At 63.6% G+C, this 22,858-nt stretch carries 21 protein-coding genes; 4 read left to right on the forward strand and 17 right to left on the reverse strand.

Going from position 1 to position 22,858, the window contains the following annotated elements:
* Positions 1 to 4: 4 nt before the first annotated feature.
* The 6 genes from ACBG85_RS17540 to kdpF are packed head-to-tail and all read right to left on the reverse strand — an operon-like array spanning position 5 to position 7,772.
* A complete protein-coding gene (locus ACBG85_RS17540) occupies positions 5 to 685 on the reverse strand; it encodes a response regulator (protein ID WP_003944545.1) in 681 nt (226 codons plus the stop codon).
* Complete coding sequence (locus tag ACBG85_RS17545) at positions 682 to 3,222, reverse strand: sensor histidine kinase KdpD (protein WP_341514418.1); 2,541 nt, start codon at positions 3,220 to 3,222, stop codon at positions 682 to 684. The genes ACBG85_RS17540 and ACBG85_RS17545 overlap by 4 nt, the downstream gene beginning before the upstream one ends.
* A 7-nt stretch (positions 3,223 to 3,229) precedes the next feature.
* A complete protein-coding gene (locus ACBG85_RS17550) occupies positions 3,230 to 3,880 on the reverse strand; it encodes a potassium-transporting ATPase subunit C (protein ID WP_050654653.1) in 651 nt (216 codons plus the stop codon).
* A 6-nt stretch (positions 3,881 to 3,886) separates the two neighbouring features.
* Positions 3,887 to 5,992 (reverse strand): potassium-transporting ATPase subunit KdpB, encoded by a 2,106-nt coding sequence (gene kdpB, locus ACBG85_RS17555; RefSeq protein WP_058039413.1) that lies wholly within the window; start codon positions 5,990 to 5,992, stop codon positions 3,887 to 3,889.
* A complete protein-coding gene (gene kdpA / locus ACBG85_RS17560; protein ID WP_003944472.1) occupies positions 5,989 to 7,674 on the reverse strand; it encodes a potassium-transporting ATPase subunit KdpA in 1,686 nt (561 codons plus the stop codon). Before kdpA ends, kdpB begins: the two co-directional genes overlap by 4 nt.
* Positions 7,674 to 7,772 (reverse strand): K(+)-transporting ATPase subunit F, encoded by a 99-nt coding sequence (kdpF, locus tag ACBG85_RS17565; RefSeq protein WP_007731078.1) that lies wholly within the window; start codon positions 7,770 to 7,772, stop codon positions 7,674 to 7,676. Before kdpF ends, kdpA begins: the two co-directional genes overlap by 1 nt.
* Before the next feature lie 329 nt (positions 7,773 to 8,101).
* Between kdpF and ACBG85_RS17570 the strand changes: the two genes are divergently transcribed.
* Both ACBG85_RS17570 and ACBG85_RS17575 read left to right on the forward strand, forming a co-directional pair.
* On the forward strand, positions 8,102 to 9,520 hold the full coding sequence (locus ACBG85_RS17570; protein ID WP_058039412.1) for an amidase: 1,419 nt from the start codon (positions 8,102 to 8,104) through the stop codon (positions 9,518 to 9,520).
* 4 nt (positions 9,521 to 9,524) lie between these two features.
* Positions 9,525 to 10,076 carry a TetR/AcrR family transcriptional regulator gene (locus tag ACBG85_RS17575; protein ID WP_003944561.1) on the forward strand — a complete coding sequence of 184 codons (552 nt, stop codon included), beginning with the start codon at positions 9,525 to 9,527 and terminating at the stop codon, positions 10,074 to 10,076.
* Here the strand turns inward: ACBG85_RS17575 and era are convergent.
* From era to ACBG85_RS17600, 5 genes are all read right to left on the reverse strand, one after another.
* Positions 10,073 to 10,990, reverse strand: a complete 918-nt coding sequence (gene era / locus ACBG85_RS17580; protein WP_003944451.1) for a GTPase Era — start codon at positions 10,988 to 10,990, stop codon at positions 10,073 to 10,075. The genes ACBG85_RS17575 and era overlap by 4 nt on opposite strands.
* Positions 10,991 to 11,014: 24 nt before the next feature.
* The gene (locus ACBG85_RS17585; protein WP_003944509.1) at positions 11,015 to 12,319 is read right to left on the reverse strand and encodes a hemolysin family protein; all 1,305 of its coding nucleotides are present in this window, start codon (positions 12,317 to 12,319) and stop codon (positions 11,015 to 11,017) included.
* A gap of 21 nt (positions 12,320 to 12,340) precedes the next feature.
* Complete coding sequence (ybeY, locus tag ACBG85_RS17590) at positions 12,341 to 12,883, reverse strand: rRNA maturation RNase YbeY (RefSeq protein WP_003944525.1); 543 nt, start codon at positions 12,881 to 12,883, stop codon at positions 12,341 to 12,343.
* Positions 12,884 to 12,931: 48 nt separating this feature from the next.
* Positions 12,932 to 14,020, reverse strand: a complete 1,089-nt coding sequence (locus tag ACBG85_RS17595) for a PhoH family protein (protein ID WP_372024165.1) — start codon at positions 14,018 to 14,020, stop codon at positions 12,932 to 12,934.
* Between the two features lie 112 nt (positions 14,021 to 14,132).
* Entirely contained in the window at positions 14,133 to 14,828 is a 696-nt protein-coding gene (locus tag ACBG85_RS17600) for a TetR/AcrR family transcriptional regulator (protein ID WP_007731067.1), read from the reverse strand.
* Positions 14,829 to 14,956: 128 nt separating this feature from the next.
* Here ACBG85_RS17600 and ACBG85_RS17605 point away from each other — a divergent pair, with 128 nt between their 5' ends.
* Positions 14,957 to 16,561: an MFS transporter gene (locus tag ACBG85_RS17605; protein ID WP_054187677.1), complete on the forward strand. Its 1,605-nt coding sequence runs from the start codon at positions 14,957 to 14,959 to the stop codon at positions 16,559 to 16,561.
* Here the strand turns inward: ACBG85_RS17605 and ACBG85_RS17610 are convergent.
* From ACBG85_RS17610 to hrcA, 5 genes are all read right to left on the reverse strand, one after another.
* Positions 16,553 to 17,329 carry an alpha/beta hydrolase family protein gene (locus ACBG85_RS17610; RefSeq protein ID WP_372024167.1) on the reverse strand — a complete coding sequence of 259 codons (777 nt, stop codon included), beginning with the start codon at positions 17,327 to 17,329 and terminating at the stop codon, positions 16,553 to 16,555. The two genes, ACBG85_RS17605 and ACBG85_RS17610, sit on opposite strands and share 9 nt — an antisense overlap.
* Before the next feature lie 14 nt (positions 17,330 to 17,343).
* The gene (locus ACBG85_RS17615) at positions 17,344 to 18,582 is read right to left on the reverse strand and encodes an Ig-like domain-containing protein (RefSeq protein WP_372024168.1); all 1,239 of its coding nucleotides are present in this window, start codon (positions 18,580 to 18,582) and stop codon (positions 17,344 to 17,346) included.
* A 123-nt stretch (positions 18,583 to 18,705) separates the two neighbouring features.
* Positions 18,706 to 19,467, reverse strand: coding sequence for a 16S rRNA (uracil(1498)-N(3))-methyltransferase (locus ACBG85_RS17620; RefSeq protein ID WP_003944495.1), 762 nt, complete (start codon positions 19,465 to 19,467; stop codon positions 18,706 to 18,708).
* Between the two features lie 2 nt (positions 19,468 to 19,469).
* Entirely contained in the window at positions 19,470 to 20,621 is a 1,152-nt protein-coding gene (gene dnaJ, locus ACBG85_RS17625; RefSeq protein WP_003944460.1) for a molecular chaperone DnaJ, read from the reverse strand.
* Positions 20,622 to 20,701: 80 nt separating this feature from the next.
* Entirely contained in the window at positions 20,702 to 21,745 is a 1,044-nt protein-coding gene (gene hrcA, locus ACBG85_RS17630; RefSeq protein WP_003944583.1) for a heat-inducible transcriptional repressor HrcA, read from the reverse strand.
* A gap of 157 nt (positions 21,746 to 21,902) precedes the next feature.
* Between hrcA and ACBG85_RS17635 the strand changes: the two genes are divergently transcribed.
* Positions 21,903 to 22,226: a type II toxin-antitoxin system VapB family antitoxin gene (locus tag ACBG85_RS17635; RefSeq protein WP_003944521.1), complete on the forward strand. Its 324-nt coding sequence runs from the start codon at positions 21,903 to 21,905 to the stop codon at positions 22,224 to 22,226.
* A gap of 3 nt (positions 22,227 to 22,229) precedes the next feature.
* Here ACBG85_RS17635 and ACBG85_RS17640 read toward each other — a convergent pair whose 3' ends face one another.
* Positions 22,230 to 22,850 (reverse strand): hypothetical protein, encoded by a 621-nt coding sequence (locus tag ACBG85_RS17640; RefSeq protein WP_372024171.1) that lies wholly within the window; start codon positions 22,848 to 22,850, stop codon positions 22,230 to 22,232.
* Positions 22,851 to 22,858 lie beyond the last annotated feature (8 nt).

Raw genomic sequence — 22,858 nt, forward strand, 5'->3', positions numbered from 1 at the left:
CTTCTCACACCACGAATCGATAACCCATTCCTGCCTCGGTGATCAAATGCTTGGGGTTCGCCGGGTCATCCTCGAGCTTCCGACGAAGTTGAGCCAGGTAGACACGTAGATAGTGGGTCTCGGTGTCGTACGCCGGTCCCCACACTTCCCGAAGCAACTCCTTCTGCCCGACCAGCTTTCCGCGGTTGCGCACAAGCATCTCGAGCATGCCCCACTCGGTCGGAGTCAGGTGCACCTGTTCACCGCGCCGACTCACTGTTTTCGCAGCCAAGTCCACCGTGAAGGACGCGGTCTCGACCGACGGTTCCGAAGTGTCCGCCGCGGAGGTTCCCCGCCTCGCCGCAGCGCGCACGCGGGCCAGAAACTCGTCCATCCCGAAGGGCTTGGTGACGTAGTCGTCCGCACCGGCGTCGAGAGCCTCGACCTTGTCCGCGGAATCCGTGCGCGCCGACAGCACGATGACCGGCGCCGTGCACCAGCCACGCAGGCCGGCAAGCACTTCGGTGCCGTCCATGTCGGGCAGTCCGAGATCGAGTACCACGACGTCCGGTGGACGCTCGGCAGCAGCCCGCAAGGCACCGGCGCCCGTCGACGCGGTCACCACCTCGTACCCGCGCACCGAAAGATTGATACGCAGAGCTCGCAGAATCTGCGGTTCGTCGTCCACTACCAGGATTCGACTCATGATCCATTCCCATTCGTACCGGCCGCAGCCAACTCCACGATCATCGTCAATCCCCCACCAGGTGTGTCTGTGGCGCTGACCGTTCCGCCCATCGCATCGACAAATCCGCGCACCACGGAAAGTCCGAGGCCCACTCCGCCGGTGTTGTCGCGATCTCCCATCCGTTGGAACGGCTGGAACATCGTTTCGGCCTCACCTCGCGGAACACCTGGGCCCGTATCGGCAACACTGATCACCACACGATCACCGAGTTGCGCCGCCCCGACGCGCACCGGGGTTTCTCCCCCGTAGCGCAGAGCGTTGTCGACGATGTTCGCAATCACCCGCTCGAGCAGACCTTGATCTGCTTGCACTGCAACGGTACCCACGTCGACGACTACACTTCGAGCCCGCGAATCCGAGCGTCCACCGATGCCGAGGCCCAGCAACGCGCGGTGAACCACCTCGTCCAGATACACCGGCCGCAGCGTGGGTTTCACCACCCCGGCGGCAAGTCGGGACGAGTCGAGCAAGTTCCCGACCAGCGCCGTCAACTGATCCGCCGACTCCTCGATGGTTGCCAACAATTCAGCGGTGTCTTCGGGCGAGAACTCGATGTCGTCGCTGCGCAGACTCGACACCGCCGCCTTCACTCCGGCGAGAGGCGTTCGCAGGTCATGGCTTACCGCTGACAGCAGGGCTCGACGCAGTTGATCAGCCTCGGTGAGCGCGGCAGCCTTGCTCGCCTCGACTGTCAGTTTCTCCTGGCGGATCATCCCAACTGCTTGGTGAGCCACCACCGTCAGCACTCGTCGATCCCGCGCACTCAGGTCGGGCCCAGCCAACAACAGCGCGTATTCCCCGTCGTTGACCTCACAGACCGTATCCGCTTCGTCGTCCGTGGTCGGCGGCTGCGTACCCACGGCGGCGATGACTCCGTCGTCGTGATGAATGACGGAAACCCCTCGCTGGCGATAGATTTCGAGTGCCTTCGCCAGAAGTGTCGACAGATCCGCTCCGCGGAGAACTGATCCCGCGAACAGTGTGAGCAGTTCGGCTTCCTCGGATGCGCGCTTCGCCTCGCGGGCGCGTTTTGCTGCGGCGTCGACCAGAACGGCAACTGCCACAGCCACGATCAACAGCACGACAGTGGTGATGAAGTTGTCAGGTTCGGCGATGGTGAAGCTGTACCGCGGATCGGTGAAGAAGTAATTGAGCAGCAGTCCCGAGATCAGGGCCGACAATATCGCCGGGCCGACGCCGCCGAGGAGGGCGACCAGAACGACCACGACGAAGAACAGTGCGTTCTCGCCGTTGACCCCGGAGATTCGGTCGACGAGACCCATGATCGCGGCCGCGAGCGAAGGCACGACGAGCGCCGCAATCCACGACAGGACCCGGCGCTCCGAGCGCCCCAGCACCGAAATGCGTCGTCGCGCCGTCGCTTCCTCGTGCGTGACCATGTGAACGTCGATACCACCGGACTGCTGAACCACAGCAGCGCCGATCCCCTCGTCGAGGATGCGAGCCAGGCGGGAACGCCGCGACGTTCCCAGCACCAACTGTGTGGCGTTCTCCTCACGCGCGAACTCGAGGAGCGTCGACGGTACGTCGTCACCGACAACGGTGTGAAGCGTGGCGCCGACTCCGACAGCCAACGCGCGCACCTTGCCCATCTCTGGGGCCGAGACGCCGGTGAGTCCGTCACCGCGTACGACGTGGACCACCATCAGCTCGGCGCTCGACTTCGACGCGATTCGAGATGCGCGTCGTACCAGGGTTTCCGACTCCGGTCCCCCGGTCACGGCAACGACGACACGCTCGCGCGCTTCCCAGGTATCGGTGATCTTGTTCTCGGCCCGGTATTTCGCCAGTGCGGCGTCCACCTGATCGGCCACCCACAGCAGAGCCAGTTCGCGTAGCGCCGTGAGGTTTCCGCGTCTGAAGTAATTGCCCAAGGCCGCATCGACCCGTTCCGGTGAATACACGTTTCCGTGAGAAAGTCTGCGGCGCAGCGCCTCCGGGGTGATGTCGACCAGCTCGACCTGCGCCGCACTACGCACTACCGCGTCCGGAACCGTCTCCTGCTGAACCACGCCGGTGATGTGCGCGACAACGTCGTTGAGGCTTTCGAGGTGTTGCACGTTGACCGTGGACAGAACGTCGATCCCGGCTTCGAGCAGTTCCTGTACGTCCTGCCAGCGCTTGTGATTCTTGCTCCCTGGCGTGTTGGTATGTGCCAACTCGTCCACCAGGACAAGGGCCGGACGCCGAGCCAACACGGCCTCGACGTCCAGTTCCGGCATCCGTGTTCCGCGATAATCCACCAGCTTGGGCGGCACTATTTCGAGGTCTCCGATCTGCGCCGCGGTGCGGGCGCGGCCGTGTGTCTCCACGACGGCCGCGACCACGTCACAGCCACGATCTCGACGCCGATGAGCCTCACCGAGCATCGCGAAGGTCTTTCCGACGCCGGGCGCAGCGCCGAGGTAGATACGCAATTCACCACGTTTGCGTGCCCTACCGAAAGATTGACCGACCTTCTCCGAAGAACTCACGTGACAATCATCCACCAGTCGTCGGCGCAGCACACGTAGGTGCCGTCAATCCGAGTGCCAGGTTCAATTCCAGTACGTTGACTCGCTCGGCTCCGAGAAATCCGAGTTGCCGACCGTCGGTGTGCTCGGCCACCAAGTCCCGCACCTGGTCTTCCGAGATGCCGTTGTTCGCCGCCACCCTCGCGACCTGCAGTTGGGCGTACGCCGGACTGATGTGGGGATCGATACCCGAGCCCGAACCGGTGACTGCGTCGACGGGAACCGATGCAGGGTCGACACCCTCACGTGCCGCGATGGCTGCCCGGCGCTCGATGACGAATCCGGCCAGAATCTCGCTGCTCGGCCCCTGGTTGGACGGCAGTGCCGCAGCGGGATCACCGGTGGCAAACGGATCCTCGTCCGAAACGGATCCGACAACACGATTGTGGAAGAACGGGTCCTGCTGCCCTTCGGCGACCTGCGGATCGACACCCACCCAGGCACTGCCGACCACGCAACCGGCGGCATCGGTGACCGGTGAGCCTTCGGCAGATCCGGAGCTGATCCGGCTGACACCCCACACCGCGGCGGGATAGACCACACCGAGAACGACGGTGAGCGCGAGCAATACGAGCAAACCCGCCCACACCTGTTTGGCAAAACCGATAGTGAAACGCATGTCAGGTCACCCAATTCCAGGAATCAAACGTACGACGAGATCGATCAACCAGATACCGACGAACGGTGTGATCACACCGCCGAGACCGTAGACGAGCAGGTTACGTCCGAGCAACTGCGATGCCGTCGACGGTCGGTATCGAACACCCTTGAGTGCCAACGGAATCAAACCGATGATCACCAAGGCGTTGAAGATCACGGCCGAGACGATCGCCGATTCGGGGGTGGCGAGACGCATGATGTTCAACGCGTCCAGCTGCGGGTAGATGCCGCTGAACAAGGCCGGCAGGATTGCGAAATACTTCGCCAGGTCGTTCGCCAACGAGAATGTGGTCAACGCGCCGCGGGTGATCAGCAATTGCTTGCCGATTTCCACCACCTCGATCAGCTTGGTGGGATCGGAATCGAGATCGACCATGTTCCCGGCCTCTTTGGCTGCCGAGGTTCCCGTGTTCATCGCGACCCCGACATCCGCCTGGGCAAGGGCGGGAGCATCATTGGTCCCGTCACCGGTCATCGCGACGAGACGTCCGCCTTCCTGTTCCTTCCGAATCAGGGCCAGTTTGTCTTCCGGGGTGGCCTCCGCCATGAAGTCGTCGACGCCCGCCTCGTCGGCAATCGCCTTCGCGGTCAACGGATTGTCGCCGGTGATCATGATCGTGCGAATACCCATCGCCCGGAGTTCGGCGAACCTGTCAGCCATTCCCGGCTTGACGACGTCGGACAACGCGATCACGCCGAGGATCGAGATACTCTCACCTTGCTTGACGGCAACTACCAGCGGCGTTCCGCCGGCTTGGGCGATGTCGCCCACGGTGTCGGTCACCGCGGTCTCCGCGTGTCCACCACCACTGACGACCCAGTTCATCACCGCATCTGCTGCACCCTTTCGGATTTGGCGTCCGGAGTGGTCGAGTCCGCTCATCCGGGTTTGTGCCGTGAACGGAACGAACTCTGCGCGTTCCTCGTCCAGCGTCGGCTCGGCAGCAAGACCGAACTCCGCTGCGCACAGCTCGACGATGCTCCGTCCCTCGGGAGTTCCGTCGGCCAGGCTCGACAAGCGAGCTGCCGCAGCAAGATCGTCGGCGGATACACCGGGCGCCGGATGGAGTGCGGTGGCCCGGCGGTTACCGAAAGTGATGGTTCCGGTCTTGTCCATCAACAGGGTGTCGATGTCGCCCGCAGCTTCCACCGCGCGTCCCGACATCGCGAGAACGTTGCGCTGGACGAGGCGGTCCATGCCCGCGATACCGATCGCCGAGAGCAGCGCTCCGATGGTCGTCGGGATCAGGCAGACGAGAAGTGCGATCAGCTTGATCGGATCCTGCTCGTGCCCCGCGTACAAGCCCATCGGGCCGATGGCTACGACGGCGAGGAGGAAGATGACGGTCAACGACGCGAGCAGGATGTTGAGCGCAATCTCGTTGGGTGTCTTCTGACGTGAAGCACCCTCGACGAGCGCGATCATCCGGTCCACGAACGAACTGCCCGGTGCTGCGGTGATTTCCACGACGATGCGGTCCGAGAGAACCGTCGTACCACCGGTGACGGCGCACCGGTCACCACCGGATTCACGGACCACCGGCGCGGATTCACCGGTGATCGCCGATTCGTCTACGGAGGCAATACCTTCGACCACGTCGCCGTCGCCGGGGATGACCTCGCCGGCAACCACTATCACCCGATCGCCGACCACCAGTTCGGTGCCGGAAACCGATTCGATCGCACCGCTCATCGTGATCCGATGTGCTGTGGTGTCCTGCTTCACCTTTCGCAGGCTCGCCGCCTGCGCCTTGCCGCGCCCTTCGGCCACGGATTCAGCGAGGTTCGCGAAGATCACCGTGAACCAGAGCCACAGGGTGATCACCCAGGAGAACACCGAGGGATCGGCGATCGCCATGACAGTGGTGATGACGGAACCGACGAACACCACGAACATGACCGGGTTGCGGGCGAGGTGGCGTGGGTCGAGTTTGCGCACGGCCCCCGGCAACGCGGTGATCATCTGCCGCGGGTTGAAAACGCCTGCGTGTACTTGACGGGACTGCCCTGGATCAGCCTTGTCGGCGGCGTCTTGCGCTACCACGGGTTTCTCACTGATACGCACGGTCATTGAAGAGCCTCCGCTAGCGGGCCCAGCGCGAGGGCCGGGAAGAATGTAAGTGCAGCAACAAGAACGACGGTGCCGGTCAACAAACCGGTGAACATCGGTCCGGACGTCGGGAGGGTGCCGGCCGTCGGCGCCACCTTCTTCTGCGAGGCAAGAGCACCGGCCAAAGCGAGAACGAAGATGATCGGCAGGAATCGGCCGAGAAGCATGCAGATTCCGAGAGACGACTGGAACCAGTCGCTGGTGACCGTCAGACCGCCGAAGGCGCTGCCGTTGTTGTTGGAGGCGGAGGCGAAGGCGTAAAGCACCTCACTGAACCCGTGGATCGATCCCGGCGTGCCCGGATCTCCCCCATTGCCTTGATAACCGGTGGTAGAACCGAGGATGACGGTGATGGCGGTACCGATCAAGACCAGCGCGGGCATGACCAGAATCGACAGCGCCGCAAGGGTGATCTCGCGTCGACCCAACTTCTTGCCGAGATATTCGGGCGTGCGACCGACCAGCAGTCCGCCGACGAACACTGCGATCAATGCCAGCACAAGAATCCCGTAGAGGCCGGTTCCGACTCCACCTGGCGCAATTTCGCCGAGCAACATGTTGAGCAGGACCGCGCCGCCGCCGAGGGGTGACATGCTGTCGTGGGCCGAGTTCACCGCGCCCGTCGACGTTCCCGTGGTCGCCACCGCGAACAACGCCGATCCGGGGATTCCGAAGCGAACTTCCTTGCCCTCCATCATCGAACCAGCTGCTGTGGCGGCAACACCGCGTGCGCCGGATTCGGCAGCGAGCGTGACTGCGAGCAGCCCGCTCCACAGGATTCCCATCACTGCCAGCAGGGTGAGGCCTTGCCTACGATCCCCGACGAGAGTTCCGAACGTTCGGGTGAGGCAGACCGGAATCAACAGGATCGCCAGGATCTCGACGACATTGCTCAACGGGGTGGGGTTCTCGAACGGGTGCGCCGAGTTGGCAGCCAAGATCCCGCCACCGTTGGTGCCGAGTTCCTTGATCGCTTCCTGGGACGCGACGGGGGCCAGTGCATTGGTCACCGCATTGCCGTCGAGGCCGGTGGAGGCGAAACCGCTGTGGAACGACTGGATCACTCCCTGGCTCAACAGGATCAGGGCGATCACGAAGGAGAACGGGAGGAGGATGCGCAGAGAACCACGCGTCAGATCGACCCAGAAGTTGCCGATCTCGCCGCCCCTGGCCACCCGAATGAAGCCGCGAACCAATGCGATGGCCACCGCCATGCCGACCGCTGCCGAGACGAAGTTCTGCACCGCCAGACCGACGGGCTGAACGAAGTTGCTCATCGTCGTTTCCGGCGTGTACGACTGCCAGTTGGTGTTCGCCACAAACGAAATCGCGGTGTTGAACGCTACGGCAGGACTGACCCCGGACAGACCGTCACTCAGCGGCAGTACTCCCTGAATCCGTTGCAGGAAGTACAGGAACAATGCGCTGGCCAGCGAGAATCCGAGAACGCTTGCGGCGTAGCCGTACCACGTCTGCTCGGCCCTGGAGTCGATCCGACCGACGCGGTAGATCACACTCTCGACCCGAAGATCTCGCGTCGACGAGTAAACACGCGCCATGTAGTCGCCCACCGGAACGTAGGCGATTGCCAGAACGACGAGGACAAAAGCGATCTGCAGGCCGGCTGCAAGAGCGGGCGACATCAGAACCTCTCAGGATCTACGAGTGCAACGAGCAGGTAAATGACCAATGCCGCGGCGACGGCGATCAGAACCACGCTGACCACACCGGCAACCGTCATTTGGGAGCGCTCGCCTGTAGGGCGCGCAGTACCAGCGCGCACACGAGAAAACCGCCGAGAATCAGAGCAACGTAGGCCAGATCGGCCATGAGCTTCCCTCTTCGAAATCTTTTGCCGTGCTGCTGTGCATCGCAGCCATGACGCGCGGTCGCCCTCGACCGGATGCGCTCTCTCAGCTTCGACCTCCGGAAAGGCCGATTCCGCGTCTCTGACGATCCGCTTACGCACCGACCTGGCGTCTTGACGCGATCTTGACGCGAAACCGAAGTTCACTAATACTGAAACAAGTTACTGTTCGTTCGAACGAACAGTTTTGCGAAGGGAACCTGATGACTTCTCGAACCGACCACGATCTCGCCCCCGGTCTTGTCGACCAGGTTGCGAGTCTGGCCTCGGGCGCCACCTCGTCCGTCGCGGCCACCGAGGCAACGCTGAGCCGGATCGAGGCCACTCAGCCTCACCTCAATGCGTTCAAGATCGTGCGGCGAGAGAAGGCACTCGAGGAAGCTGCCGAGGCCGACAGACGTCTCGCACTCGGCGAGCGTCTGCCGCTACTCGGTGTGCCGATCGCAGTGAAGGACGACGTCGACATCACCGGCGAACCCACGGCCTTCGGTTGCCCTGGCGATTTCCCGGCCAAGACCGAGGACTCGGAGATGATTCGACGCCTCCGCGACGCCGGCGCAGTGATCGTGGGCAAGACCAACAGCCCGGAATTGGGCCAGTGGCCGCTCACGAGCGGTTCAGCCTTCGGTTACACGCGCAATCCGTGGTCGCGTCACCACACTCCAGGCGGATCGTCGGGCGGCACCGCCGCGGCCGTCGCCGCCGGATTGGTCAGCGCCGGAATCGGTTCCGACGGAGCCGGTTCCATCCGAATCCCCGCGGCCTGGACCAACCTCGTCGGAATCAAACCGCAGCGCGGGCGCATCTCAACCTGGCCCGACGCCGAAGCGTTCTACGGCCTGACGGTCAACGGACCGCTCGCTCGCACCGTCGCCGACGCGGCACTGCTGCTCGACGTCGCTGCCGGCAACCATGACGGCGATCTCCACAAGCCGACACCGGTCACCGTCAGCGACGCGGTGGGACGCGACCCCGGAAAACTGAAAATCGCGCTTTCCCTTCGCAATCCGTTCACCGCCACTCCCGTGAAGCTGGACCCGGAAGTGCGCCTGGCCGTGCATTCGATCGCCGACACGCTGCGGGAGCTCGGACACCACGTCGTCGTCGACGATCCCGCATACGGCCTGATCTTCGGCCTGAACTTTCTGCCCCGCTCACTCGTCGGGGTCCACGACTGGCTCGGACGCGTTCCCGACCCGACACTGGTCGATGCCAGAACACGCGGAAATGCCCAGAACGGCAAGCTACTTCGCGGCGCACCTCTGCGCGCGGCCCGCGCGGCCGAGCCACGGATGCGAAAGCGGATCGGAGCGATCTTCGACACCTACGACGTCGTCCTGGCACCCACGACGGCAACTCCACCGATCATGGCGACCGCGATCGACGGCATCGGTGGCTGGGACACAGACAAGGTCATGACCGGCGCCTGCCCGTACGCGTGGCCGTGGAACGTCCTCGGCTGGCCCTCGGTCAACGTACCGGCCGGATTCAGCAACACCGGCCTTCCCATCGGTGCGCAGTTGATGGGCAACGAGAACACCGAACCTCTGTTGGTCTCCCTCGCTTCACAATTGGAATCGGTCCTGCGTTGGGATCAGGTCCGCCCCGAGCCGTGGTGGTGACTCGATGAGTAACCGGGACGTCCGCGCGCGAATACTCGACGCCGTTCTGCACGTCGTCGGTACCGACGGCATCCCGGGTGTGAGCAACCGGCGCATCGCCGCGCAGGCCGGCGTCTCACTCGGATCGATCACGTATCACTTCGCCAGCCAGTCGGACATGCTCCGCGCTGCTCTGTCTCGTTTCGTGACAGACGAGACGACGCGCCTGCGCGCCTTGGCCGAGGAGTACCGCGACAAAGGTCTGAGCGTCGAGGACGCCGCGGCAATAGCCGAAAAGGTGACGCGAGATCTTTCGTTCTCGGCCGAGCGGATCGCGCCGTTCGAGATGTACATCGCCGCCGGGCGCGACCACGAACTCCACGAAGTCGCCGTCGAATGCTTCGCCGCCTACGACGATTTGACCGTCACGATTCTGACGGCACTCGGTGTACCTGATCCGGAGTCGATTGCATCGACGCTCGTCGCCGTCATCACCGGCCTCCAACTCCGACGCCTGGCCACCGGCGTCGACGAGCAGGACATCGGCGCGGCGATCCTCAGGGTCCTCCGGCCCTAGAAGCCCAGCCGGCCGAGCTGCTTCGGGTCGCGCTGCCAGTCCTTGGCGACCTTGACGTGCAGCTCCAGGAAGATCCGCACACCGAGCAGCTTCTCGATCTGCAGGCGCGCACTGGTACCGACTTCCCGCAGACGCGCTCCGCCCTTACCGATGACGATGCCCTTCTGACTGGGCCGCTCGACGTAGAGCAACGCATGCACGTCGAGCATCTCGCCCTGCTTCTCGGTGCGTCCCTCGCGCGGGATGACCTCCTCGATCACCACAGCCAGGGAGTGCGGCAATTCTTCGCCGAGCCCCTCGAGCGCAGCCTCACGGATCAGTTCGGCCATGAGCACCTCTTCGGGCTCGTCCGTCAGTTCCCCGTCCGGGTAGAAGGCCGGGCCCTCGTCCATCAGACCGGCGAGGACGTCGACCAGGATCTCGACCTGTTCACCCGACTTCGCGGACACCGGAACGACCTCGGATTCGGGGCCGAGCAGGGTGGACAGCGCGAGCAACTGCTTTCCGACGGCGTCGCGGCTGACCTTGTCGATCTTGGTCACGATGCCGACCAGCTTGGTCTTGGGCGCCATCTGACGGACCTGCTGCACGATCCAGCGGTCTCCGGGCCCGATGGCCTCGTCGGCCGGGATGCACAGGCAGATGACGTCGACCTCGGAGTACGTGTCGCGAACCAGGTCATTGAGGCGCTGCCCGAGCAAAGTGCGGGGCTTGTGCAGTCCAGGGGTGTCCACCAGGATGAGCTGCGCATGCTCGCGGTGAACGATGCCGCGAATCGTGTGGCGCGTCGTCTGCGGGCGCGAGGACGTGATCGCGATCTTGCTGCCGACCAACGCGTTGGTCAGCGTGGACTTGCCCGTATTGGGTCGACCCACGAAACACACGAAGCCTGACCGGAATTCGTTCTTGCTCATAACTGCTCCTCGCTGAACTCTCGCTCAGTCATCGGTGTCTTCTGTCTCTTCGTCTTCCGACGGCGGGATGCGCTGCACGAACACCGTGCTGATGCGTACCCGGCCTCGGCCCGTATTGGTTCCCTCGCCGCGCAGGATCAAACCGTCGTACTCCACTTCGGAACCGGGAAGTGGCACTCGGCCGAGTACGTATCCGATCAGCCCGCCGACGGTCTCCACCTCGTCGAGTTCGAGTTCGAGATCGAACAATTCACCGAGGTCTTCGATGGGAAGTCTCGCGGATACGCGGAACATTCCGTCACCGAGATCCTCGATGGGCGGCGTCTCGTCCTCGTCGTACTCGTCGGCGATCTCACCGACGATCTCTTCGATGACGTCCTCGATCGTGACGAGCCCGGCGATTCCGCCGTACTCGTCGACGAGTATCGCCATGTGGTTGCGGTCGCGCTGCATCTCGGCCAGCAAGCTGTCGAGCGGCTTCGAGTCGGGAACGAAGACGGCGGGCCGCATGACGTCGCAGACGTTGACGTTCCGGCCGCCGTCGGGCAGGTGGTAGGTCTGCTTGACCAGATCCTTGAGGTAGACGACACCGAGCACGTCGTCGACGTTCTCCCCGATGACCGGCAGGCGCGAGTGACCACTGCGGACGGCCAACGACGTTGCCTGCCCGGCATTCTTGTCGTTCTCGATCCACACCATGTCGGTGCGGGGCACCATCACCTCGCGCGCCGACGTGTCTCCGAGTTCGAAGACGGACTGGATCATTCGGCGTTCTTCGTCGGCCACGACGCCGCGTTCCTGCGCCATGTCCACGAGTTCACGCAACTCGATTTCCGACGCGAACGGGCCGTTGCGGAAGCCCTTACCCGGGGTCAATGCGTTACCCACGAGGATCAGGACGCGACTGATCGGCCCGAGCAGAACCCCGATCCACAGCAGTGGCAGCGACGCGGCCATCGCGATGGAGTACGCATGTTGGCGCCCAAGCGTTCTCGGTCCGACGCCGATGACCACGTACGAGACGAGAACCATGATCACCGCGGTGACGGTCAGTGCCCAGCCCAGCGAGAGGACGTCGATCAGGCCGCCCACGAGTACGACGGTGGCCGTGATCTCGCACAAAATGCGAAGCAGGACCATCAGATTCACGTATCGCGGACGATCGGTCAGGATGCGTTGCACTCGCGCGGCGCCGGCTCGCTCTTCCTTTGCCATCTCGTCGATCCGCGCCGACGAAATGGTGTTGAGCGCCGAGTCGACGGCCGCGAAGACACCACCGACCGGGACAAGAGCAATCGCCAGAACAAAGAGCGCTATGGCGCTACTCACTACAGAACCCCCGGATAACTGTTATCGGTCCACTCCGTCGACGAAACCGGTCTTACCGAGCAGCTTCTGATCGCGTTCGGCCAGTGCTGCTTCGCGGTCGATACGGCGAAGGTCTTCGTACCACTCTTCGAGGAGGCTGTTCTGCAAGCCGAACATCTCCTTCTCCTCTTCCGGCTCCGCATGGTCGTAGCCGAGAAGGTGCAACACACCGTGGACGGTCAGGAGGGCAAGTTCGTGAGCCAGTGAATGCCCGGCCTTGTCAGCCTGATCCGCGGCAAAAGACGGACACAGCACGATGTCGCCGAGCATCGACGGCCCCGGCTCGGGGGAATCGGGACGGCCACCCGGCTCGAGTTCGTCCATCGGGAACGACATGACGTCGGTCGGACCCGGCAGGTCCATCCAGCGAACGTGCAGATCCGCCATCGTCGCGGAGTCGACGAGAACCATCGACAGCTCGGCCGCCGGATGGACATCCATCCGAGCGATCACGAAACGGGCAACGCTGATCAACTCCGGTTCGGAGATGTCCATGCCCGATTCGTTCGAGACCTCGATGCTCATGTGCGACGCTCTTTCCTGGGAAAAGTAGGGGTTGATGCGTCGCTCAGCCTACCGTCGCGGTGAATGAGCATGTGCAGCGCGGCGCTGCGCCCGGTTTCCGACCGCCAACTCGCCGGACCGATCCGATTCGTGACGCTCGTAAGCGTCGACGATGTGAGAGACCAGCCGATGACGTACGACGTCGCTGCTGTCGAGAGTGGCGAAATGAATATCGTCGATCCCGGTGAGGATTTCGGATGCCGCGCGCAGACCCGAACGGGCCCCGCCCGGCAGATCGACCTGGGTCACGTCTCCGGTGACCACGATCTTGGAACCGAACCCGAGGCGGGTCAGGAACATCTTCATCTGCTCGGCCGTGGTGTTCTGCGCTTCGTCCAAGATGATGAAGGCGTCGTTGAGCGTCCGGCCACGCATGTAGGCGAGCGGAGCGACCTCGATGACTCCGGCCTGCATCAACTTCGGAATCGCCTCGGGATCCATCATGTCGTGCAATGCGTCGTGCAGCGGGCGGAGATACGGATCGATCTTCTCGTGCAGCGTGCCGGGCAGAAAGCCCAGTCGCTCGCCGGCCTCGACTGCCGGCCTGGTCAAGATGATCCGAGAGATCTGCTTGGCCTGCAACGCCTGAACGGCCTTGGCCATGGCGAGGTAGGTCTTGCCGGTACCGGCCGGGCCGACTCCAAACACGATGGTGTTCTCGTCGATGGCGTCGACGTAGCGTTTCTGGTTGAGGGTCTTCGGCCGAATCGTCTTGCCCCGACGCGAAAGAATGTCCAGGGAGAGCACCTCGGCCGGAGACTCGCCGACCTCGTTGGTGAGCATGCCGATGGTTCGTCGAACAGCGTCCGGGGCAATGGGCTGCCCCCGACCGGCCAGCGACGCCAATTCACTGAACACACGTTCTGCCAGCGCCACGTCTGCAGCCGTCCCCGACAAGGAGATGGTTCCGCCACGTACATGAATGTCGGCACGAAGCTCACGTTCTATCGCGGTGAGATTCTCGTCCGTCGCCCCCAGGATTTGACGCACGGTCTCCGGCGCCAGATCCATACTCGAACGGACGGTGCGCTCTGCGGGCAGAGCGCGCTCGGTGATGGTGGTTACACGGTTCCCGTCGAGTTCACTGTGTTCACTCACGTGGTGAATATGGCCTGCTTTCTGGTCCGATCAGCCCACTCGACTCGTGAGCCTCGATACTTCGAAGTCTAGCGCCAGAGTCGGACACGGCCCACTTGTTAATCGTCCCGGCCTAATCCTCGCGGCGACCGGACGGCAGCGATTCGCGGATCCACTCCGACGCTTCGGCGACGATCTCGGAGCTTCTGTCCGGACTGATACCCGCGATGACCAGGCACACGGCGGCAAAGGATTCGCCCGAGTCCGTGATGAGCCCACTGTTGGCCTGATCGAACAAAGTGATCGTGATCGCCTCGGTCATCGCTACCAGAGTCTCGGCCGGCAGGTATTTCGAGAAGGTTCCGTCACGCTGACCGCGCTCGACGACGCTGATACTCACGGCACGCGCGGGCTCCATCAGATCGAGAATCCGCTGCTCCCCCAACTCTTTGCGAGCAAAGCTGAGCAGCATCCGGAAGCGATCACCGACCGGCCATGACAGCAATGCCAGTACGGCAGTCGCCAGATCCGGGCGCTCGGGCGGCTCGCCGGCTTGGCTCAGCGCAGCTACGAGATCGGTCGACGCCTCGTCCACGATGCCGTTGATCAGCGCCTCTCGGCTGTCGAAATGCGCGTACACGGTTCGCCTGACCACACCGGCAGCCTTTGCGACATCGTCCATGCTCGCATCCGGATCAGCAGCGAACGCCGTGATCGCCGCCTCGATGATGCGATTGCGATTGGCCGCGGCCTGACTACGACGCTGCCGTCCGCCCGATTCGGCAGTTCCCGAAACGACTGTGCCCGAATGCGTCAACGCGCGTTCCACCTCTTTCGACTGCCCAACTGTGATCTAGGTCAATCATAGTTGCACATCGGTGTGCAAGTTATTAACTTACACATCAGTGTGCAAATAGATCGAGGAGTGTCTTCGATCATCAGGAACGGAGTCGCGTCATGACGACACTCATGAGCAAACCTGTCTCGGAGATGGACCAGCCGTACTCACGGCGGTGGGCCGCGCTCGGGGTGTTGTGCCTGAGTCTGCTGATCGTCGTGATGGCGAATACCGCGCTGATCGTCGCGGCGCCGGACATGACCAGAGACCTCGGCCTCACCAGCACGCAACTTCAATGGGTCATCGACGGCTACACCGTTCCCTACGCCGCATTGATGCTGCTGTTCGGCGTGATCGGTGACAAGTACAGTCGCCGCGGCGCACTTCTCGCCGGACTCGCCGTGTTCGCCGGCGGCGCCGTCTTCGGCAGCATCGCGGACACCACCAACGCCGTCATCGCGGCACGAATGATCATGGGCGTCGGCGCCGCGATCATCATGCCCGCGACGCTTTCGCTTCTGGTCGCTACCTTTCCCAAAGCGGAGCGATCACGCGCCATCGCGGCGTGGGCGGCGACGTCGGGTCTCGCGATTGCACTCGGTCCGCTGTTGGCCGGATGGATTCTCGACAGTCATTCCTGGAGCATCACTTTCCTGATCAACGTCCCGATCGCCGCAGTCGCTGCCGTCGCCGCCGTAATTCTGGTGCCGCCGAGCAAGGCCGAGCACCTGGGCCGGATCGACTGGATCGGCGGCGCACTCTCGGTGGTCACCATCGGCTCGCTCGTGTACTCGATCATCAACGGATTCCACTTCGGGTGGACCGGCGGACCCATCGGTGCCGCGGTACTCGCTGCGATCGGCCTCGTCTCGTTCGTCGTCTGGGAACTGCGTCACCCGCAGCCACTGCTCGACGTCCGTAAGCTCGGCCAGCGCATGGTCGGCGGCGCGACGCTCGCCGTACTTCTGCTGTTCCTGGCCGCCTTCGGCGCCATCTACTTCATCTCACAGCAGTTCCAGTTCATCCTCGGCTACGGCGCACTCGAAACCGGTGTTCGTTTGCTGCCCTTGGCAATTGCCGTTTCGATCGGCGCCGTTGTCAGTGGGCGGATCACTCCGCTGATCGGCGTCCGGGCGTCCATCGTCGGCGGCATGGTGGTCGCCGCGATCGGCGTTCTGATTCTCACGCAGGTCGACGGCGATTCGGGCTACTGGATGTTCGCAGTCCCACTGATCCTGCTCGGCCTGGGCATCGGTCTCAGCGAACCGCCGGCCACCGACGCCATCATGGACAACTTCTCCGAGGACGATCTCGGTGCTGCGGGTGGCCTCAACGACACCGCCATCGAACTCGGCGGCTCGCTGGGTATCGCGATCCTCGGCTCGATCCTCGCTGCGAGCTACAAGGATTCGATTGCCGGATTCATCGATGGAATGCAGGTTCCGCAGTTGACGGGCGAACTTGCGCAACAGGCCGCGTACGCGATGGAGGTGTCGGGCGAATCCGTCGGCGGCGCTTCGTTGGTCGCCGAAGAGATGGCAGGCAACCCGTTGGCTGCAGCTCAGGCAGGGCCGTTGCTCGACGCCGCAGGCAGTGCCTACGCCGACGCGATTTCGGCGGCCAGTTGGGCGGGCGGTCTTGCACTGTTCGTGGGGGCAGTTGTCGTGGCGTTCATCCTGCCGGGCAAGAAGGCCCCTGTGGAAGTAGACCCCGCGTCAGTCTGACGTGCCCGGAGCCAGCGGGTCTTCGGCGAGAACCAACTCGCGGGAGACCCGCCACGACTCGGTCGAGGGTGAGAGAAATGCGTCGTGTCCTTCGCCCTCGATCACACGCAGTGCCACGGGATCACCAGCCGCTTCCGCGGCTTTCGCGTACCGGGAGCTCACCTTGGCCGGCACCTGCAGATCGTCCGCACCCGTGACGCACACAACGGGGACGCCGATCGGCAATCGATGCTGCGGCGACGCACTGCGATACAGATCCGGGTCCGCGTCGAACGGAACGCCGAACAGATCCTCGATGAAGCTGATCCGTCGTCCACGCTCGCCTGCCGACGCCAGATCGAGTGCGGCCGCCTGTGCGATGACCCGTTCAGGCCGGGTGAACGTGTCCTTCTCCCCCGCCAGCCACACTGCAAGATGTCCTCCGGCCGAATGCCCGAGCAAGCGAATCTGATTCAGATCCAATTCGGCCGAGGACTTCGCGGCAACCAGTCCGGGGATTTCGTCGTACGCCGTTTTCACGTCGGCGGACATCTCCGGCCAACCACCGCCCGCCCCGAGACGGCGGTATTCGATGTTCCACACCGCGACGCCGTGCCGCGCGAGTTCGACGGCAAATGCGGTGCCCAGAGTCAATCCGTACTGCCCGCTCCAGAAGCCGCCGTGGATCTGCATGACGACCGGGATCGGGCCATCAGCGACTCCGTCGGGAACGTAGAGATGCCCGAACTGCTGCTCGTGTCGGCCGTACGGAATCTTGAATCGAGGCACCGAGGAAATCTATCTCAGGCGAGGGCGCTGCCTGCGGCCCAGTCTGCCCAGGAAAGGGTCCAGTCGCCGTTCTGCCACACCTCCAGCGGAGCGCCGCCGGTGTTCTTGATCTCGACGACATCTCCCGGCTGCGAGAAATCGAAGAACCATTTGGCATTGGCCGCACTGAGATTGAGGCAACCGTGCGAGGTGTCGGTGTTTCCCTGCGCCCAGACGGTGCTCTCCAACTCGTGAAGATAGATACCGTCGGTGCTGATGCGGGTGGCCCAGTTGATGGATTCCTTGTAGCCCAGGCGCGAGTTGATCGGCAGACCGTAGGTCGACGAATCCATGATGACGGGGTTGGCCTTGTCCATCACGGTGTACGTGCCGGGCTGGGTCCAGAACGAGAGCGTCGTGCCGCCGATCGTCTCGGTGCCGCCCATTCCCATCGAGGTCGGCATTTCCTTGATCACCTGACCGTTTTCGTAGACGGTCACCATCTTGGTGTTGTCGTCGGCGACCGAGACGTGGGAGTCGCCGATCTTGAAGGACACGGTGTCGTCCTGCTGGCCGTACAGTCCGTTGCCGAGCTGCTTGCCGTAGATGTTCGCGTTCACCGAGACCGTCGTGCCTGGTGCGTAGTAGTTCTGCGGTCGCCAGTGAACGTTCTGACCGTCGACCCAGTACCACGATCCCTGTACGGGCGGATCGGTTGTGACCAGCAGAGACTTCTCGGCCGCGGCCTTGTCACCGATCAACTCGTCGAAATGAACGGCGACGACGGTGCCGACACCGTACGTGCCACCGTCCGATATCGAGGCGCCACCGGTGGTGTTGATATACGCCCGGGTCTGGTTACTCGGCGCGACGGTGGTCAGCGTCGTGTTCTTGGTCGTGGCAACACCGTTCGCGTCGACGGCGTCGACGACCAGCTTGTAGGTCTTGCCGTATCCGAGTGGTTCGCTCGGTTTCCAGGACGTCTTGTCCGGCGTGGTGATACCGGCGACTTCCTTACCCTCGGGATTGGTCAGCGCGACGGTCGTCAGTGTTCCCTTCGCGACCTGGACCTCGATGGGGTCGAGTGGACTCACCGGAGTTCCGCCGTCCGCCGGTGTGACGGTGACGAGCGCCTCGCTGGTCGGAGTAGTGGTGACGGCGCTGCTGGAGGAACCCGTGTTGTCTCCGGTGGAGACCGTGCACCCCGCGACGAGCATCAACGCCGCCGCGGCACACACCGCTCCAACGATTCGCATATGCGCACGTGACGACATCTGGCCTCCTGAAATCCCCGAACCAACTCACGCCGAAGGCGACCCCCGACGTCTTTACGATAGTGCGCAAATCTGACACTTCGCTGAGCGCCGGATCCGATTCAGCTCGGGATCACAACAAGATCAGTGCAGTGGCCGTGGTCCCCAGCGATCGGTCAGCACTCCGATCGCGCCCAGAGCAACAGCCCCGGCGGTCGACGTGCGCAGGACCGTCGGGCCGAGAAGCACCGGAGTGGCCCCGGCCTCCGACAACGCGCTGATCTCCGAATCGTCCAGCCCACCTTCGGGACCGACAACCAGAAATACCTCGTCCGCGCTCGCCAGCGGCAAACCGGCCAACGGCGTCGTCGCCGATTCGTGAAGCACCGCAACCACAGCGCCACGGGCAACGGCGTCACGAACCAACGCGATCACCGCCGGCGTCTTGTGCAGTTCCGCAATTTCCGGGACGAACGCGCGTCTGGACTGCTTTGCCGCAGACACTGCCGCACTTCGCCAGCGTGCGACGCCCTTGGCGAGCTTGGGGCCCTCCCACTTGGCGACACACCGCAAGGACTGCCACGGGATCACCGCGTCGATCCCCGCCTCGGTCGCCAGTTCGACGGCCAACTCGGAACGCTCGGCCTTGGGAAGTGCCTGAACGAGGGTCACCAACGGCTTGGGCTGCTCGAGAACCTGAACGTCACTGACCAACAGTTCCAGGCGGTCCTTGCCGACGCTCGTCACCTCGGCGTCGGCTACCCGGCCACGGCCGTCGGCCAACACCAATCGCTCGCCGACGCCGATCCGGCGGACAGTGGCCGCGTGGCGACCCTCCTGTCCGTCCAGAACTGCGATTTCACCGACGCCGGGAACCGGGTCGAGAAAGAAGACCGTTGCGGCCACCGTCAGCGGCCGCTGAATGCTTCGCGAAGACGCGAGAACAATCCACCGCTGTTCTGCGAGGCCGTCGAGACAACCTCGGCCTCGTCACGATCGCGGAGCAGCTTGAATTCCTTGAGCAGCTTGGACTGCTTGTGATCGAGACGGCTCGGGATGACCACCTCGAGGTGAGCGTGCACGTCGCCGCGCACTCCCGACCGCAGTTTCGGCATGCCATGACCGCGAAGAACAGCAACGTGTCCGGGCTGGGTGCCTGGCTCGATGGTGATTTCCTTGGGGCCGTCGATGATGGTGTCGACGGTGACAGTCGTACCGAGCGCTGCGTCGACCATCGGAACGCGGATCGTGCAGTGCAGGTCTTCACCGTCTCGAACGAAGACATCGTGCTGCTGCTCGACGATCTCGACGTAGAGGTCGCCGGGGTGTCCGCCGCCCGGGCCCACTTCACCCTGCGCGGTCAAACGGATGCGCATGCCACCGGCGACGCCCGCGGGAACCTTCACGGTGATGTCACGCTTGGCCCGAACTCGGCCGTCGCCGCCACACTTGTGGCAGGGATCCGGGATGGTCTCACCGGCACCGCGGCACGTCGGGCAGGGACGCGAGGTCATGACCTGACCGAGGAACGAGCGCTGGATGGATTGAACTTCGCCGGCACCGTTGCAGGTCTCACAGCGGACAGGCTTGGAGTCGCCGTTGGTTCCGGCTCCGGTGCAGCTGTCGCACAGAATGGCCGTCTCGACGGTCACGTGCTTGCTGACTCCCGTCGCACATTCTGCGAGGGTCAGCTTGGTGCGAAGCAACGAGTCGGCTCCGGGCTGAACGCGACCGCGCGGCCCACGACCTGCGCCGCCACCGCCGCCGAAGAATGCTTCGAAGACGTCGCCGAGGCCGCCGCCACCGAATCCGCCGCCGAAGCCACCACCGCCGCCACCACCGGACTCGAGCGGGTCTCCGCCGAGATCGACGATGCGACGCTTCTCCGGGTCGGTCAGGACCTCGTAGGCCGTCGAGATCTCCTTGAACTTGGCCTGCGCCGCCTCGTCAGGGTTGACGTCCGGGTGCAGTTCGCGTGCCAGCTTGCGGTAAGCGCGCTTGAGCTCCTGGTCTGTCGCGTTCTTGTCGACGCCGAGCAATCCGTAGTAATCCCGTGCCACGTTGAGTCTCTCGTCCTTCTCTTACTTCTAGGTTTTCCTCAGTCCTCGCGAGGAGGCGTGCCGACGAATGTCGACGTCCGTCATCGCTCGGAGAGAACTTCGCCGATGTATCTGGCAACGGCGGCAACCGATGCAATTGTTCCCGGATAGTCCATCCGAGTGGGTCCGAGCACACCGACACCACCGAAAACGGTACCGGCCGCGCCGTAGCCAGTCGAAATCACGGAGGTTCCGCGCATCTGTTCGACCTGCGTCTCTTCACCGATCTGAACGGTGACCGTGCCGGAGTTCTGCGTCGCAGCGAGCAGTTTGAGGACCACTACCTGCTCTTCCAGTGCTTCGAGCACTGCGCGCAGCGAACCGGGGAAGCCGGCCAGACCGGAGAAATCGGCGGCGTTGCGCGTGAGATTCGAGGTTCCGCCCAGAACGAGACGATCTTCCGGATGTTCGACCAGGGTCTCGACCAGAACCGTTGCCGAGCGGATCACGGCGTCGCGAAGGTCGGCCGGAGACTCGTCGGCCAGTTCCGCCACGGCAATCGACGCGGCGGCCAGGCGCTTGCCTTCCAGTGCTCCGCCGAGAAGCGTGCGCAACCGGGAAAGGTCTTCGTCTTCGAGGACGTCTCCGAGTTCGACGATTCGCTGATCGACGCGGCCGGAATCGGTGATGAGAACGAGAAGCAGGCGCGCCGGCGTCAACGCGACCACCTCGAGGTGGCGAACCGACGACGCGGACAGCGACGGGTACTGGACAACCGCGACCTGACGGGTCAGTTGCGCGAGCAGTCGCACACCGCGGCGCAGAACGTCGTCGAGATCGACACCCGACTCCAAGAACTCGAGGATCGCTCGACGCTCGGGCCCGGACATGGGCTTGACGTCGGCGATGCGATCGACGAATTCGCGGTATCCCTTGTCGGTGGGGACGCGGCCGGAACTGGTGTGCGGTTGGGCGATGTAGCCCTCGGCCTCGAGGAATGCCATGTCGTTGCGCACAGTGGCGCTCGACACTCCGAGGTTGTGACGCTCGACCAGTGCCTTGGATCCCACCGGGTCCTGGGTGGAGACGTAATCGGCCACGATTGCACGTAAGACCTCGAAACGCCTGTCGTCGGTACTCGACATCGTTGCCACCTCCGTTTCCTGAAAAGAACGAACACCGACATTTACACATCGGTTTCCACTGGCAGTCTAATCGCCCGAGCGCCAGAGACGGCTGTTGCCCTTACTGTGGAGTGAGATCGGCGAAAGGTCGATCGCACAACCATGGACAAGGCGGCACATGATCTTCAAAGGCGTGATGGACGGCAAACCGTATCCCGATCACGGACTGTCTCTACGCGACTGGTCGAAGTTCCCTCCACGTCAGGTTCGACTCGACGAGATCGTGACCACCACGAAGGTCCTCGAACTCGATCGCCTGCTGTCGGAGGACTCGACCTTCTACGGCGATCTGTTCCCGCACGCAGTGCAGTGGCGCGGCACTCTCTACCTCGAGGACGGTCTGCACCGAGCGGTTCGTTCGGCCCTGCGAAACCGCGTCGTGCTGCACGCGCGTGTCTTCGACTTCGACGCGATGCCCGGTGTCATCGAGGGAGTCCGCTGACGCTCAGGCGATAGTCACGAGCAACGCAGGTGTCGTTTGCCCCGGCCAGGTTCCGGTGAGCGTCGCCGAGCCCGACACTCGATCTGCGTCGATCACTCTCACCACGGTCAATTCCAGATCTCCCGCGCTGATGATCGTGTCGGTGCCGACTGTCGAGCAGGTCACGGATTCGACTGCCGGTACGGAAGCGCCGGCCGTACCGCTGCCTACTACGTGAGCCGTCACGGGGATGCGATCGGCGGTGTCCGCGAAGACCAGTTCGACTCCGGCCCCACCGGTCAGAATCGCGGTCGCCACCGCGCTGACGTAGACCGGATCACAGCATGCGTCGTACACCCACCGTTCGCCGAGTACCGAATGATCCATGGTCGCGATCAGTGCGGCGTCCGCCCCGTCCAGCGGAGCACCACGATAAGTGAGCGGGACCTGAAGAATTCGACCGTCGGCAGAGCGCATCAGGTGCGTCTCGATTCCGACCTCACCGTCCGGGTCGTCGAAACGATAGGCGTCGACGCGTTCGAGCGTCGAACAGTCGACCGACCCGAGCCACGGCTGCTTGGGCACCCACGCTCGGAGCAGGTCGTTCTTGGACGGATTCAGCTGCGCACGATGAATGATGGCCACCACGGCCA

It is taken from the genome of Rhodococcus sp. NyZ502, from assembly GCF_041464245.1.
In the GTDB taxonomy this organism is placed as follows: domain Bacteria; phylum Actinomycetota; class Actinomycetes; order Mycobacteriales; family Mycobacteriaceae; genus Rhodococcus_F; species Rhodococcus_F qingshengii.